Origin of the sequence: Nonomuraea sp. NPDC050478 (genome assembly GCF_044458265.1) — a bacterium.
Taxonomy (GTDB): domain Bacteria; phylum Actinomycetota; class Actinomycetes; order Streptosporangiales; family Streptosporangiaceae; genus Nonomuraea; species Nonomuraea ferruginea.
The window spans coordinates 1,154,273-1,168,416 of the sequence record NZ_JBITHT010000002.1 but is presented as its reverse complement, the minus strand read 5'-3'; the positions used below and the strand labels follow the sequence as shown (position 1 = coordinate 1,168,416).

Sequence of the window (14,144 nt, the reverse complement as noted above, 5' to 3'; positions counted from 1 at the left end):
TCGTGAGTTGCGGGAGTGGCGGTTGGGGGCTTGATCAGCCCTTCGGGGCGTACAGCGCCTCGATGTCGGCCTCGAAGTCGCGCATCACGACACCCCGCTTGACCTTGAGCGTCGGGGTCAGGTGACCGCTCTCCTCGGTGATGTCCGCGGCCAGCACGGTGAACTTCTTGATCTGCTCGGCCTTGGACACCATGCTGTTGGCCCGGTCGACCGCGCCCTGCACCTCGGCCAGCACGCGCGGGTCGGTGCGCAGCTCCGCGGCCGTGGCCGGGGCGTACGGCTCCAGCGCCTCGGGATCGAGGGTGACGAGCGCGCTGACGAACGGCCGCCCGTCGCCGATCACCATCGCCTGGGAGACGAGCGGGTGCGCGCGCAGCGCGTCCTCCAGCGGGCCGGGGGCGACGTTCTTGCCCGCGGCCGTCACCAGGATCTCCTTCTTGCGCCCGGTGATGCGCAGGTAGCCGTCGTCGTCCAGCTCGCCCACGTCGCCGGTGTGGAACCAGCCCTCGGCGTCGAGGACCTCGCCGGTGGCCCGGTCGTCGTTCCAGTAGCCGGTGAAGACGTTGCGTCCCCTGGCCAGGATCTCGCCGTCGTCGGCGACGCGCAGGGTGACGCCGGGCAGCGGCCGCCCCACGGTGCCGATCTTGTTGCCGCCCGGCAGGTTGACCGAGCACGGGGCGGACGTCTCGGTCAGGCCGTAGCCCTCGAACACCTCGATGCCGACGCCGCGGAAGAAGTGGCCCAGCCGGTCGCCCAGCGCCGACCCGCCCGACACCGCCGCCGACAGCCGCCCGCCCGTGGCCTCGCGGAGCTTGGCGTACACCAGCTTGTCGAACACGGCGTGCTGGAGCCGCAGCCCGAGCCCGGCGCCGCCGCCGGCGCGGGCCTTGCTCCAGGCGACCGCCACGTCGACGGCGCGGGCGAAGATCTTGCCCTTGCCGCCCGCGATGGCCTTCTGCTCGGCGGCGTTGTAGACCTTCTCGAACACGCGCGGCACGCCCAGCAGGAACGTCGGCCGGAACTCCTGGAGGTCGGGCGCGACGTTCTTCATGTTGGGGGTGTGCGCCATGACCGCGCCCGCCTCCAGCAGCACGACCTGGATCATCCGCGCGAAGATGTGCGCCAGCGGCAGGAACAGCAGCGCGGCGGGAGCGCCGGTGAACAGCGGCCGCAGCGGCCCGCGCAGCACGTTCAGCGCGGTGAACAGCAGGTTGTCGTGGGTGATGAGGCAGCCCTTGGGCCTGCCCGTGGTGCCGGAGGTGTAGACGATCGTCGCCAGGTCGGACCCGCTCACCCGGGACCTGAGCTCCTCCAGGGCGGCGTCGTCCACGTCGCCGGGGGCGAGCGAGCCGTCCAGCGCGGCCTCCACCCGCCAGACGTCCTTCAGCCCGGGCGCCGCCTCGCGCACCGTGCGCTCGTGCGTGTCGAGCTCGGTGAAGGCGGCCTTGGCCCCGCTGTCGGAGATGATCCACCTGACCTGTTCGGCCGAGGAGGTCTCGTAGATCGGCACGGTGACCGCGCCGATCGTCCAGAGCGCGTAGTCGACGAGCGTCCACTCGTAGCGGGTGCGCGACATCAGCGCCACCCGGTCGCCGTGCCCGACTCCCGCCGCGGTGAGCCCCTTGGCCAGCGCGGCCACCTGGTCGCGGAACTCTCCCGCGGTGACCTCGGGCCAGCCGTCGCCGGTCTTGCGTGCCATGATCACCCGGTCGGGCTCGTCCCGGCCCCGTTGGAACACGGTGTCGGCCAGCGAGGCAGAGGCGGGGACATCCACCAGTACGGGGACGCTGTACTCGCGCACGGATCAACTCCTCCGGGTGCACGCTTCGGGTCGACCCGGACGTTACCGCGATATGTTACCTAGCGGTAGGTTTCGTCATCCAGGCGTTATGTGGAACGAATCATCACGCTAGCAGGCGTAACTCGTAGGATTTCCCGCATGAGGGTCCATGTGGTCAGTGACGTACACGGCAGGGCCGACGCGCTGGCGACCGCGGGAGACGGCGCCGACGCGCTGATCTGTCTCGGTGATCTCATCCTGTTCATCGACTACGACGACCACGGCCAGGGCATCTTCGCCGATTTGTTCGGCGCCGAACGGGCCGGGGAGTTCATCGCCCTGCGCACCGCCAAGCGCTTCGACGAGGCCAGGGCGATGTCGGCCCAGCTGTGGGCGAGCCTCGACGGCGACCCCCGCGACCACATCGAGCGCCACGTGCGCGCCCAGTACGCCGAGCTGTTCGCCGCCATGCCCGCGCCGGCCTACCTGACCTACGGCAACGTGGACGTGCCCCGCCTGGGCGGCGACTACCTCAGGCCCGGCCACCGGGTGCTCGACGGGGAGACGGTGGAGATCGGCGGGCTGCGCTTCGGCTTCGTCGGCGGCGGGCTCAAGACCGACTACCGCACCCCCAACGAGATCAGCGACGAGGAGTTCGCCGCCAAGGTGGAGGCGGTCGGAGAGGTGGACGTGCTGTGCTGCCACATCCCGCCCGCCGTGCCCGAGCTGCTCTACGACGTGGTGGCCCGGCGCTTCGAGCGGGGCAGCGAGGCCACGCTGGAGCTGATCAGGCGCACCCAGCCGCGTTACGCCCTGTTCGGGCACGTCCACCAGCCGCTCCACCGCCGCACCCGCATCGGCCGCACCGAGTGCGTCAACGTCGGCCACTTCAGGGGCAGGGGCGTGCCGTACGTCCTCGAGTGGTGACCCGGGCCGCTCCGCCGCTGAGGCGGGTTTCTGCACTACTTTGGTCCCATGGCTGATCGCACCAGTTCGAGTATCACCGTCGACGCCGACCGCGCCCGCGTGATGGCGGTCATCGCGGACCTTCCCTCATACCCCGAATGGGCAGGTCAGGTCAAGAGCGCCGAGGTCCTCAGCAGCGGCCCCGACGGCAGGCCGGAGACCGTGCGGTTCGTGCTCGACGCCGGCGTGATCAGCGACACCTACACCCTCGCCTACACCTGGAACGGCGACGAGAGCGTCACCTGGCACGTGTCCGAGCCCGGCAAGATGGTCTCCGAGCTCGACGGGCGTTACCTCCTGGCCGACACGGGCAGGGGTGTCGAGGTGACGTACGAGCTCGCCGTCGGCCTCGCCGTCCCCATGATCGGCATGATCAAGCGGAAGGCGGAGAAGGTGATCGTCGACACGGCGCTCAAGGGTCTCAAGAAGCGTGTCGAAGGCCGCTGAGGTGACTCCGCGCGTTCTGCTCTTCACCGGCAAGGGCGGCGTCGGCAAGACCACCGCCGCGGCCGCCACCGCCACCCTCGCGGCCCGGCGCGGGCTCAAGACGCTCATCGTCTCCACCGACACCGCCCACTCCCTGGCCGACGCGCTCGACGCCGAGCCCGGCGAGATCGCCCCGGGCCTCCACCTGCACCAGGTCGACACCCAGCGCACGCTCGAACGCCACTGGGGAGAGCTGCGGGAGTACGCCCGCGGCGTGCTCGTCGAGCTGGGCCTCGACGAGATCACCTCCGAGGAGATCACCGTCCTGCCCGGCGCCGAGGAGATCATCGCCCTGCTGGAGCTGCGCGAGCACGCCCGCGAGGGCCGCTGGGACGTCATCGTCGTCGACTGCGCGCCCACCGCCGAGACGCTGCGCCTGCTCGCCCTGCCCGAGGCGCTCGACTGGCACGTCAACCGGCTGCTGCCGGTCGGCCGCAGGCTCATGCGGCTGGCCGCCCCGCTGGTGCGCGGCGTGGCCAGGGTCAGCACGCCGGGCGAGGAGGTGATGAGCGCCGGCGAGCGCTTCCACCGCGGGCTGCTGGAGGTGCGCGAGCTGCTCACCGGCGACCACGCCTCCGTGCGCCTCGTGCTCACGCCGGAGGCCGTGGTGCTCGCCGAGGCCAGGCGCACCCTCACCTCGCTCAACCTGTACGGGTACCGCGTCGACGCGGTCATCGCCAACCGGATCTTCCCCGGCGAGGACGCCGACGAGTGGCGTGCCCGCTGGGTGGCCGCCCAGTCGCGGCTGCTGGCCGAGGCGGAGGAGTCGTTCGCGCCGCTGCCTGTGCACACCGTGCCCTACCTGCCCGCCGAGCCCGTCGGCCGGCACGCGCTCGCGGCCGTCGGAGAGGCGCTGTACGGCGAGTGCGACCCGTTCGCGCCGCCCTCGGTGGAGCCCCCGCTGCGGCTGTCGGCCGACGAGCTCACCCTGGCCCTGCCCGGGGCCGAACGGGGCGAGGTCGACCTGGCGCGCAAGGGCGACGAACTGATCATCACCGCGGGCCCGTACCGGCGCATCCTGGCCTTGCCCATGGCGCTGGCGCGAAGGAAGATCAGTGGGGCCGTGCTCCGCGACGGCCTGCTCCGGGTACGGTTCACCTCGGAGGCGGAAACCGACGAAGCGCACGGCCGGGACGGCACGTGAGCGAAGAGGGCGGACGCCGTACCGACCGGGAGGGTCCCATGACCGAGAACACTCGCAACACAGAGAACGACAGAGATCCCATCGGCGCCGTCGCCGAGGAGGCGCGCAAGCTCTTCGACAGCTTGCAGGGCCGCGCCACCCGGCATGTCGGGAAGTCCGTCTTCCACTCGTTCACCGGTGGCGGCGGACGATCCGAGAAGGACGTGTGGAGCGAGGCCGTCGCCGAGCCCGACGACGAGTACATCTGCCGCGCCTGCCCGGTCTGCCGGGCCATCGCGGCGCAGCGCGAGTCGGGCGCCGGTCGCGCCCCCGAGGGCACCGCCGACGTCGCCACCCACCTCGTGGCGGCCGGCGGCGAGCTGTTCGCGGCCTTCCGCGGCGCGCTCGACGTGCTCGGCAGCCGCCCCGAGCCGCGTCAGCGGGACGACAGGGGGCGCGACGACCGCGACAATGTGGAACACATAGACCTGGACTAGCTGAGGGGATGCGTCATGCTCACGATCGGTGTGGACATCGGCGGCACCAAGGTGGCAGCGGGCGTGGTGGACGACGACGGCGTGATCGTCGAGCAGACCCTCAGGCCCACCGACGCCGAACACCCCGATCTGGTCGCCGAGACCGTCGCCGCCTGCGTCCGCGAGCTGGGCGCCGGGCGGGAGATCGAGGCGGTGGGCATCGGCGCGGCCGGGTTCGTCGACGAGTCCCGCTCGGTCGTGCGCTTCGCGCCCAACCTGGCCTGGCGGGAGGAGCCGCTGCAGAAGCGGATCAGCGGCCTGGTCGGGCTGCCCGTCGTGGTGGAGAACGACGCCAACGCCATGGCCTGGGGAGAGTTCAGGTACGGCGCGGGGCGCGGCCAGTCGCACATCGTCTGCCTGACCATCGGCACCGGCATCGGCGGCGGCATCGTCCTCGACGGCGCCCTCTACCGCGGCCGCTGGGGGATGGGCGCCGAGCTGGGCCACACGCAGATGGTGCCCGGCGGGCGGCTGTGCGGCTGCGGCCTGCACGGCTGCTGGGAGCAGTACGCGAGCGGCAACGCGCTGGTCGTCGAGGCCAGGGAGATCGCCGCCGCGCATCCGGAACGGGCCGAGATCCTGCTCGGGCTGGCCGGCGGCAAGATCGACGGCGAGGAGGTGACCGAGGCGGCGCGCCAGGGCGACGACGCCTCGCTGTCCGCCTTCGCGGTCCTCGCCGACGGGCTCGGCCAGGGCATGGCCGATCTGGCCGCCGTGCTGGACCCCGGCTGCTTCATCCTCGGCGGCGGCGTGTCCAGGGCGGCCGACCTGTTCGTCGACCGCGCCAGGAAGGCCTTCGAGGAACGGCTGACCGGCAGGGGCCACCGGCCGGTGGCCGAGGTGCGGCTGGCCGAGCTCGGTCCCTCCGCCGGCCTGGTGGGCGCGGCCGACCTGGCCCGCCGGCGCTGAGCCGGTTGACCACCCTCAGGATCGGCACGTACAACCTGCGCGGGCTGCGGGACGACGTGCCCGCGCTGGTCCGCGTGATCAGCGCGATGGGCGCCGACCTGGTCTGCCTGCAGGAGGCTCCCCGGCTGGCCGGCTGGCGGGCCCGCTGCCGCGCGCTGGCGGCCCGTTGCGGCCTGCGCCTGGTCGCGGGTCAGGGCGTGGCCGGGGTGGCGGTGCTGGCCGCCCCCTGGGTGCGGCCGGTGCACGCGGAGAGCCGCCTGCTCCGGGTCTTCCTCGGCCTGGAGCCGCGCGGGCTGGCCATGGCCGTCGTGCGGGCGGGCCCGGCGCTCCTGGCCGTCGGCTCGGTCCACCTCGACCTCGACGGCCGGGCCAGGCTCCACCACGCCGCCGAGGCGGTGGCCCGCCTGCGCCGGATGGCGGCACCGTACGGCGCGCCCGTCGTGCTGGGCGGGGACGTGAACGAGAGCCCGCACCAGCCCGCCTGGCGCTACCTCGCCGGGCAACTGACCGACTGCTACGCCGCCGCGCCCCGGGGCGACGGGCTGACCTTCAGCTCCAGGCGGCCCCTGCACCGCATCGACGGGCTGTTCGCCGCGCCCGGGATCCGGGTGGTGTCCTGCGGCGGCGTGGACGCCTCCGGCGCCGATCTGGCCGGTGCCACCGACCATCTGCCCGTCGTCGCCGAGGTCCGACTTGGAGAGTGAAGGGTGATCGGCGTCGCGCAACCCGTAGCATTTCCCTCATGACCCGTCGCTCTCGGCGGCGTGCGCTCACCATGATCCTGGCGGCCGTCCTGGCCGTACCCGGCCTCCCGACCGCCGCGCATGCCGATCCACGTCCACGCCCCGCCGCCAACGACGCGTGGCAGCGGACCACGAGCGTGCAGCTGCCGGTCGACGGGTCGCTCTCCGACGTGCTCGCGCTGTCGCCCGGCGACGTGTGGGCCGTCGGCCAGCAGCAGATCTGGGACGTGTGGAAGAACCGCGGCACCATCCGCCACTGGAACGGCGAGCGGTGGAGCGAGATCGGCATCCGCGACGCCACCGGCGCCGGCAACCTGCGGTCGGTCTCGGCGGCCAAGGCGGGCGAGGTGTGGGCGGTCGGCGACGGCCACGACGGGGTGCCCTACATCGCCCACGGCAACGTCGGCGGCTTCGACCGGATCAGGCCCCAGGGGCTGCGCAGCGGCGACTGGCTCGGCGGCGTCGAGGCGGGCGCCGACCGGGTCGTGGGCGTCGGCAGCCGCGGCAAGCACGCGCTCGTCGTCACCCGCGAAGACGGCGACTGGCTCGTCCGCGAGACCGGCGAGAAGGGCGCTCTCTACGCCGTCGACGGTGACTTCGCCGTCGGCGACACCGGCACCGGACCGTTGATCATGAAGCGGTCCGGCAGCTCGTGGAAGCGGGTGAAGACGCCGGCCATCGCCGGCGGCTACCTGCGCGACGTGCACACCGACAGCGCCAAGCGGGCGCTCGCCGTCGGCGGCGTCTACCACGGCCCCGGCGAGGTCGAGCCGCTCGCGCTCACGTGGAACGGCAAGCAGTGGCGGCGCCTGCCCGTCCCGACCGGCGCGGCCCGGCTCTACGGGGTGACCGGCGACGGCAAGGGCCACTACTGGATCTCCGGCTACGACCCCGGCCACGCCGCCGAGGCCTACATGCTGCGCTGCGGCAGGCGTTCCTGCGACGTCGTGCGGGGCAAGGCGGCCGACGGCAGGAGCAGCGTCCGCCTGCAGGCCGTCACCTACCTGGCGGGCAGCCAGGCGGTGTGGGCGGTCGGCCACGCCGTCGACGCCCAGGAGCGCTACACCGACGTGGTGGAGTCCTTCGGGCCGCGCGATCCGAAGAAGTCCTAGAGACGGGCGCCGTCGTCCCACCCGGAGTCGCCGCTGGGGCCGTCGCCCATGCGCACCACCAGCGCCACGAACCCGCCGATGAACGCCGCCACCGCGGTGAACAGCGCCCAGCCCTCCATGTGCCAGTCGGCGATCGCGGCGATCAGGAGGTAGGCCGGGCCGCCGAACAGCGCCACCCAGGCGAGCTTGGCCGGCAGGTCGAGCTTCGGCAGCGGGGGAGGAGGCGGCGGCACGTAGTGGTCGTCGTCCTCGTGGGGCTTCTCGTCATCGTCGTCGTCGGCGCCGTGCTCGTCGTCCTCGGCGAACTCCTCCGGCGGCCTGACCACCCGCCGCCCGGGCTCCACCGGGACGTTCTCGCTGTCCGGCCAGGGCTGATCGGCCGAGTCGCGCTCGGCGGTGTCATTGAAGGACGCGACGATCTGCCGCCAGACCTCGTCCTCGTCACTCTGGGGCGTCACCTAGATGGGCCTCTCCACAGCGATCGCGACTTCCCCCTGGGTGCGATCAGTCCCTCTGCAAGGGTACCGAGGCATGGGTTCGGATGAAGTCGAGGCTCCCGGCAAAGATCCTGTCGGCATCGTTGTCCAGCGTCGCAACATGGTAACTATCGGCCAGCTCCTCGATCGTGGCCTGCGGGACCTTCTCACGGATGATGGCCACGGAGGCGGGTTTCACCACATGGTCGTCGGTGCTGTGGTAGACGAGCACCGGCTGCGTCAGCTTGTCCAGGTCCGCCTGCACCAGCGACCAGAGCTCGGGCAGCGACGCCGCCGCCTTCACCGGCGTGCGGCTGTAGCCCAGCTCGGTGACCCCCGGCTTCTTCACGTCGTTGGCCACGCCGGGCACCGACGGGACGAACCACTTGAGCAGCGGCGCCAGCTTCATCAGCCACACGTCGTTGGTGATCGACGGGTTGACCACCACCACGCCGCGCACGCCGTCGCCGTGCATCTCGGCCAGCCGCAGCGCCAGGCAGCCGCCCAGCGACAGCCCCGCGGTGAACACCTCGGCGCAGCGGCCCTGGAGGTCCTCGAACGCCTTCTCCACCTCGGCGTACCAGTCCTCCCAGCGGGTGCGGTTCATCTCCTGCCAGGTGGTGCCGTGACCGGGCTGCCGCGGCAGCGACACGGTGAGCCCGCGCGCGGCCAGATACTCGGCCCACGGGCGCAGCGACTGCGGCGTGCCGGTGAAGCCGTGGCACAGCAGCACGCCGATCGGACCTGCTCGGTGGTGATAGGGCTCGGCGCCTGGCATGAGCGGCATAACAGCTCCTCCATGCTTTTTCATCCCGGAACTGCCCGATCGTCGCACGATCCAGGGCATTTGTGCGAGAGCTGGTGTAGGAGCATCCACCGAGGGATGGGAAGATGACTACGCGTTGCCGACCGTCGCGTGAGGAAGAGGTGGCCGGGTGTTCTACTGGGTGGTCAAGGCCATCTTGGGGCCGATCCTCCACATCGTCTTCCGGCCGTGGGCCGAAGGCGTCGACAACGTGCCCAAGGAGGGGCCCGCGATCCTCGCCGGCAACCACCTCTCCTTCGCCGACCACTTCTTCGGCCCGCTCCACCTCCGCCGCAAGGTCATCAGCCTGGGCAAGTCCGACTACTTCACCGGGCGCGGCATCAAAGGCTTCTTCACCCGCATGTTCTTCAGCGGGGTCGGCACCGTCCCGATCGACCGCTCCGGCGGCAAGGCCAGCGAGGCGGCGCTCCGCACCGGTCTTCGCGTGCTGCGCGAGGGCCACCTGCTCGGGATCTACCCCGAGGGCACCCGCTCGCCCGACGGCCGCCTCTACAAGGGCAAGACCGGCGTGGCCAGGCTGGCGCTGGAGTCGCGGGCCCCGGTCATCCCGTGGGCCATGGTCAACACCTTCGAGATGATGCCGCCGGGCCGCCCGCTGCCGAAGTTCGGCATCCGGCCCGAGGTGCGGTTCGGCAAGCCGCTCGACTTCTCCCGTTACTACGGCATGGAGGACGACCGGCTGGTGCTCCGCGCGGTGACGGACGAGATCATGTACGCCCTGATGGAGCTGTCGGGGCAGGAGTACGTCGACAAGTACGCCGCCAGCGCCAGGGTCGAGATGGAGCGCGCGGCCAGGGCCGCGGCCAAGGGCGAGTGACCCCGGCTCCCGCCTGTCAGGGCAGGTGGGCGACGATCTGCCGGATGTGCTCGGGAGTCGTACGGCAGCAGCCGCCGATCAGTGAGGCCCCCGCCGCCTGCCACTCCTTGGCCGCCTGACCGTACTCGATCGGGTCGGCCAGGCCGCGCCAGCGGCGGGCGGCGGCGTCCCAGGTCTCGCCGGAGTTCGGGTAGACCACGATGGGCAGGCCGCCGCGGAGCGCGGCGATGAGGCCGGGGATGTGCCGCGGGGCGGTGCAGTTGGCGCCGACGGCCACCACCTGCGGGTTGCCGGCGAACAGGGCCGCGGCCTCGGTGATCGGGGTGCCGTCGCTGATGTGGGCGGCGTCGCGGCAGGAGAAGCTCACCCACACCTTGACCGACGGCGTCTCGGCCAGCAACCTGGCCAGCGCCCGCGCCTCCGCGAACGACGGGATGGTCTCGCAGGCGAGCATGTCGGCCTCCGAGGAGGCGAGGATCTCCCAGCGAGGGCGGTGCCAGGCCAGCAGGGCGTCTTCGTCGATGCCGTAGTCGCCGGTGTATTCGGCGCCGTTGGCGAGGTAGGCGCCGTAGGGGCCGATCGAGGCGGCGACGAGCCCGTGGCCCGCCTCGTCGCGGGCCTGCGCGGCCACCTCCACCGACGCGCGGATCAGGCGCTCGGCCTGGCCGCGGTCGAGGCCCCTGCGCACGAAGCCGGGGACGGACGCCTGGTAGCTGGCGGTCGTGGCCACGTCGGCGCCGGCCGCGAAGTAGGCGGCGTGCGCCTGGCGGATCAGGCCGGGGTCGTCGAGGAGAAGGCGCGCCGTCCAGAGCTCGTCGCCGAGGTCGGCGCCGAGCGCACTGAGCTGGGTGGAGAGCCCACCGTCCAGAACCATCGTGGTCACCCGTCCAGAATATGGTCCGGACGGGGTTGTCCGGCCCCTCAGGCATGCGTTTTCCCGGGACCGTCATCCGCTCGTTTGTCAGCCGTCCCCGAGGAGACCCCGCCCTCGGGCGGGAGGAATCGGACCCTGCCGGACACCCTCGCCGCAGGGCGTACGAAGAGGTGAAAGGCCTGCGAAGCAGGTGTAATACCTCACCGAGCGTTCTCCCGACATCCAAGGTCTTGAGGATGTCAAGACTGTGAGAAATCACCCCAAACAAAGCCCTTCGGCGCGTCGCCGCGTAACACGGCGAGGCTCTCCGGCGGTGCGCGTCGTCCGGTCGCGTGGCTTTATGGCGGTGCGCGTCGTCCGGTCGCGTGGCTTTACGGCGCTGCGCGCCGTCCGGGGCCCCGCGCGGCTCTCGGGTTTGGCCGGGTTTCCGGCGGAGCGCGTCGTCGGGCGGCGCCGCTCGGCTCTTGGGCCTGGCCGCGTTCCCGGTGGGGCGTGTCGTCGGGTGGCACCGCGCGGCTCTTCGGCCTGGCCGAGTTTCGGGCGGGGCCCGTCGTCGGGCAGACCGGGCGGCTCTCCGGCCCGACCGGGGTACCCGGCCGGGCCGGAGCGACGGCGGACTCGACGCGCCGGGCGCCGCCCGTCAGGACCGCTTCAGAACGGGCGGCGCTCCGCGTCGGGCGGTGCCGTCAGGGTCGCTTCAGAACGGGCGGCGCTCCGCGTCGGGCGGTGCCGTCAGGGGCGCTTCCAGAACGGGCGGCGCGCCCGGGGCGCCGTCAGGGGCGCTTCCAGAAGGGGCGGCGGGCGTCGCCGGGGTTTCCCGGGGGAGGGCCGCCGGTCAGGGCGGTGAGCACCTCGATGGCCCGCTGCCTGAGGGCCTCGGGGTCGGTTCCGGGACGTTCGGCCGATTCCAGCTCGCGGGCCAGTGCCGACAGTTCGGCGTGCCCGCCGAGGTACGCCGACAGGGCGGCCAGGCGGGAGCCGAGGTCCGCCAGGTAGAGGGCGTTCGGCGCGTGCAGCGCCTTCAGCCGGTCCAGCTCGGCGACGAGCTGGACCCTGACGGTGTCCAGGCCCCGCGTCGCCCGCGGGGCGGGCGCGGGACGGGCGGACATGGGACCGCGAGGCATCCCCGCGGGCCGGCCGGACATCGGACCACGCGGTCCCGCCGCGCCGCCCGCCAGGAAGTCGGGCACGTCCAGGTCGTCGAAACCGGCCGAGCTCATCCGGGCCACCGCCGGCGCGATCGCGCCGGGAGCCGGGCCCGCCATCGCGGTGAGCCCGAACGCCATCGGCGCGGCGGGCGTCTCCCACCCGCTCGGCAGCTCCACCGGCTGGATCACCCGGTGCTCGGGGCCGCCCTCGGCCGCCGGTCGGGAGTCGACCGCGACGTAGGCGGTGAACCGGCACAGCACGCCGTGCTCCAGCGAGACCCGGACGATCTCCCGCTCCAGCTCCCGCTCGCCCATCGCGTACCGGTCCTCCAGCTCGCGCAGATGGGCCCGCGCCCAGACGGCGCGCAGCGCGGGGCTGTCGGCGACGGTGCCCGGCACCCGCTCCTCCCACGGCGCGCCGGACGCCAGCCCGCGCACGGTCACCGACGAGCCGCCCCGGCACCGCCCGTACACCCGCAGCGGCACCCCCGGGAAGATCGACCCCAGCCGGGTGACCGTGCCCGGCTCCACGTCCAGGTCCTTCAGCGACAGGTCCGTCACCATCGGCGCGCCGATCCGGCGGTGGATCTGCTCCATCGCCGCGTCCAGCCGGTCCTCCGACTCGACCAGCTCGCTGCGGCCCGCGCCGAGACCGGCCAGCCTGCCCAGGAAACCCGCGTTCACCGCCCGGTCGATGCCGACCGTGTGCACCCGCATCGCCGACAGCGCGCCGCCGGTCAGCTCCAGGATGTGGTCCTCGTTGCCCACCTGGCCGTCGGTGACCAGCACCAGGACGCGTTCCCTGCCCTGCTCGCCGTCCAGCAGGCCGATCGCCCGGCGCAGCGGCTCCAGCAGCTCGGTGCCGCCGCGCGCGTCCACCCTGGCCAGGTGCTCGACCGCGCGGTAGCGGTTGCGGTCGGACCCCTCGGCCAGGCCCTCGAACGCCTCCTCCACCACCGAGTCGAACGCCAGCACAGCGAACCGGTCGCGCGGCGTGAGCGTGTCCACGATCCGGGCCGCCGCCCTGCGGGCCGCGACCATCTTCCAGCCCGCCATGCTGCCCGAACGGTCCAGCAGCAGGACGAGGTCGCGCGGCTGCCTGTCGGCCTCCAGCTCGGGCGGGACCACGAACAGCGCGAACGTGCCCGCGCCGTCGAACTGCAGGGACGTGGACGCGGCGAACGACATCCGCAGGATGAAGTCCCGGTCCAGCCGTTCACCGGCGCGCAGTCGTACGATGTCGCCTTCTTCCTCGACCACGTGCAGGCTGGAGGCCAGCTCGCGCAGCTCCAGCCCGGCGGCGTCGATCCTGGCCGACAGGGACAGGCGGACGGGGTTCGGGAAGCCGGGCAGCAGCACCGGGGGAGTGATGCGGGAGGCGTCCGGGACCGCGTCGGTGTCCGGCGCGGCGCCCGAGCCCGCCGGCTCGCCGTCGATCGGCTCGCCGGGGATGTAGCGGGGCGCCACCACCAGCGGGAAGCGGAACGTCGCCGCGCCGTCCTCGTACGGCAGCGGCTGGCTCAGCGTCAGCCGGACCGTCACCCGTTCGCCGGGGAGGATGTTGCCCACGCGGATGGTGAACACGTCCGGCCGGTCCTCCTCGGCGATCGCCGCCCGCCTGCCCTCGCGCAGCGCCCGGTCGTAGTCGGCGCGGGCCTGGCCGCGCTCCTTCAGCACGCCCTCGACGACGCGGTCGTCCGCCTCCATCCGGAACGCGGTGACGGCCGCCCTGTCGGGCAGCGGGAAGACGTACGTGGCCTCCAGCGTGACGTCGAACGGGTTGCGGAAGCCCTGGGCCACCTCGACGCCGGCGACCAGGCCCGAGATCGTCGCGTGCACGTCGACGCTCTCCAGCGGCAGGTTGCCGCGCTCGGTCCGCAGCGCGCCGATCCCCGCGTCGGGCTCCGGCACGCATCGGGCGGGCTCGAGCGATGTGATCTTCATGTGAGTCCCCTCTCTTCGAGCACCGCGAGCAGCGGCGCCGCGGCCGCGAGTAGTGCCCGCACGTCGTCGTCTCCCGGCGCCGGGCCCGTCCCGTCGAGCACCAGCACCACCCCGGCCGCCAGTCGCACCCCGTGCACGGCGCCCGGCACCTTCTCTTGTACGGGCCGGTCCGTTCCTTCCGCAGCCCGATCCGCCTCCTGCGCCGTCCGATCCGTCCAGAACCTGGCCCGTACCTCCGGCTTCCCGTCCCCTCGGTACGCACCCTCACCCCCGCCTTCAGGGAGACCCCCTGGCGGGATCACCCCATCAGAGGGAACCACCGCGTCCCCCCGGCGACCCGCCCCCGACCCGGGAACCCGCGCCGCATCCGCTCCCGTGGAGTACGGGGGAGCCGGTGCGGGGGC

General features: G+C 72.9%; 14 protein-coding genes. 8 read left to right on the top strand and 6 right to left on the bottom strand.

From position 1 onward, the window contains the following. Positions 1 to 34 precede the first annotated feature (34 nt). A complete protein-coding gene (locus ACIBF7_RS13430) occupies positions 35 to 1,801 on the bottom strand; it encodes a long-chain fatty acid--CoA ligase (protein ID WP_219544656.1) in 1,767 nt (588 codons plus the stop codon). Between the two features lie 138 nt (positions 1,802 to 1,939). Here ACIBF7_RS13430 and ACIBF7_RS13425 point away from each other — a divergent pair, with 138 nt between their 5' ends. The 7 genes from ACIBF7_RS13425 to ACIBF7_RS13395 are packed head-to-tail and all read left to right on the top strand — an operon-like array spanning position 1,940 to position 7,655. Beyond that, a complete protein-coding gene (locus ACIBF7_RS13425; protein WP_397197173.1) occupies positions 1,940 to 2,707 on the top strand; it encodes a metallophosphoesterase in 768 nt (255 codons plus the stop codon). A gap of 48 nt (positions 2,708 to 2,755) precedes the next feature. Then, a complete protein-coding gene (locus tag ACIBF7_RS13420) occupies positions 2,756 to 3,193 on the top strand; it encodes an SRPBCC family protein (RefSeq protein WP_271275366.1) in 438 nt (145 codons plus the stop codon). 1 nt (position 3,194) lies between these two features. Then, complete coding sequence (locus ACIBF7_RS13415; RefSeq protein WP_219544654.1) at positions 3,195 to 4,376, top strand: ArsA family ATPase; 1,182 nt, start codon at positions 3,195 to 3,197, stop codon at positions 4,374 to 4,376. Between the two features lie 38 nt (positions 4,377 to 4,414). Continuing rightward, entirely contained in the window at positions 4,415 to 4,852 is a 438-nt protein-coding gene (locus ACIBF7_RS13410; protein ID WP_148032782.1) for a hypothetical protein, read from the top strand. A 15-nt stretch (positions 4,853 to 4,867) separates the two neighbouring features. Continuing rightward, positions 4,868 to 5,800, top strand: a complete 933-nt coding sequence (locus tag ACIBF7_RS13405) for an ROK family glucokinase (RefSeq protein ID WP_148032781.1) — start codon at positions 4,868 to 4,870, stop codon at positions 5,798 to 5,800. A gap of 5 nt (positions 5,801 to 5,805) precedes the next feature. Next, positions 5,806 to 6,504, top strand: a complete 699-nt coding sequence (locus ACIBF7_RS13400) for an endonuclease/exonuclease/phosphatase family protein (protein ID WP_148032780.1) — start codon at positions 5,806 to 5,808, stop codon at positions 6,502 to 6,504. A 38-nt stretch (positions 6,505 to 6,542) separates the two neighbouring features. Beyond that, the gene (locus ACIBF7_RS13395) at positions 6,543 to 7,655 is read left to right on the top strand and encodes a hypothetical protein (RefSeq protein WP_261808681.1); all 1,113 of its coding nucleotides are present in this window, start codon (positions 6,543 to 6,545) and stop codon (positions 7,653 to 7,655) included. Here ACIBF7_RS13395 and ACIBF7_RS13390 read toward each other — a convergent pair. Together ACIBF7_RS13390 and ACIBF7_RS13385 are read right to left on the bottom strand one after the other, a co-directional pair. Then, positions 7,652 to 8,113: a hypothetical protein gene (locus tag ACIBF7_RS13390; protein ID WP_148032779.1), complete on the bottom strand. Its 462-nt coding sequence runs from the start codon at positions 8,111 to 8,113 to the stop codon at positions 7,652 to 7,654. The genes ACIBF7_RS13395 and ACIBF7_RS13390 overlap by 4 nt on opposite strands. 46 nt (positions 8,114 to 8,159) lie before the next feature. Then, a complete protein-coding gene (locus ACIBF7_RS13385; protein ID WP_148032778.1) occupies positions 8,160 to 8,918 on the bottom strand; it encodes a carboxylesterase in 759 nt (252 codons plus the stop codon). A gap of 148 nt (positions 8,919 to 9,066) precedes the next feature. On the opposite strand from ACIBF7_RS13385, the gene ACIBF7_RS13380 reads away from it, so the two are divergent. After that, positions 9,067 to 9,774 carry a 1-acyl-sn-glycerol-3-phosphate acyltransferase gene (locus ACIBF7_RS13380; protein ID WP_148032777.1) on the top strand — a complete coding sequence of 236 codons (708 nt, stop codon included), beginning with the start codon at positions 9,067 to 9,069 and terminating at the stop codon, positions 9,772 to 9,774. Between the two features lie 16 nt (positions 9,775 to 9,790). Here the strand turns inward: ACIBF7_RS13380 and mmuM are convergent, their stop codons facing one another. From mmuM to ACIBF7_RS13365, 3 genes are all read right to left on the bottom strand, one after another. Then, positions 9,791 to 10,648, bottom strand: a complete 858-nt coding sequence (mmuM, locus tag ACIBF7_RS13375) for a homocysteine S-methyltransferase (RefSeq protein ID WP_148034751.1) — start codon at positions 10,646 to 10,648, stop codon at positions 9,791 to 9,793. A gap of 773 nt (positions 10,649 to 11,421) precedes the next feature. After that, positions 11,422 to 13,740, bottom strand: coding sequence for a VIT domain-containing protein (locus ACIBF7_RS13370; protein WP_397197172.1), 2,319 nt, complete (start codon positions 13,738 to 13,740; stop codon positions 11,422 to 11,424). Next, complete coding sequence (locus ACIBF7_RS13365) at positions 13,737 to 13,877, bottom strand: hypothetical protein (protein ID WP_271275371.1); 141 nt, start codon at positions 13,875 to 13,877, stop codon at positions 13,737 to 13,739. Before ACIBF7_RS13365 ends, ACIBF7_RS13370 begins: the two co-directional genes overlap by 4 nt. Between the last annotated feature and the right edge of the window lie 267 nt (positions 13,878 to 14,144).

Bases quoted from the DNA above. Each gene is read 5' to 3' on its own strand.
- ACIBF7_RS13425 (WP_397197173.1), top strand. From the start codon at position 1,940: ATGAGGGTCCATGTGGTCAGTGACGTACACGGCAGGGCCGACGCGCTG.
- ACIBF7_RS13420 (WP_271275366.1), top strand. From the start codon at position 2,756: ATGGCTGATCGCACCAGTTCGAGTATCACCGTCGACGCCGACCGCGCC.
- ACIBF7_RS13410 (WP_148032782.1), top strand. From the start codon at position 4,415: ATGACCGAGAACACTCGCAACACAGAGAACGACAGAGATCCCATCGGC.
- ACIBF7_RS13405 (WP_148032781.1), top strand. From the start codon at position 4,868: ATGCTCACGATCGGTGTGGACATCGGCGGCACCAAGGTGGCAGCGGGC.
- ACIBF7_RS13395 (WP_261808681.1), top strand. From the start codon at position 6,543: ATGACCCGTCGCTCTCGGCGGCGTGCGCTCACCATGATCCTGGCGGCC.
- ACIBF7_RS13385 (WP_148032778.1), bottom strand. From the start codon at position 8,918: ATGCCGCTCATGCCAGGCGCCGAGCCCTATCACCACCGAGCAGGTCCG.
- mmuM (WP_148034751.1), bottom strand. From the start codon at position 10,648: ATGGTTCTGGACGGTGGGCTCTCCACCCAGCTCAGTGCGCTCGGCGCC.
- ACIBF7_RS13370 (WP_397197172.1), bottom strand. From the start codon at position 13,740: ATGAAGATCACATCGCTCGAGCCCGCCCGATGCGTGCCGGAGCCCGAC.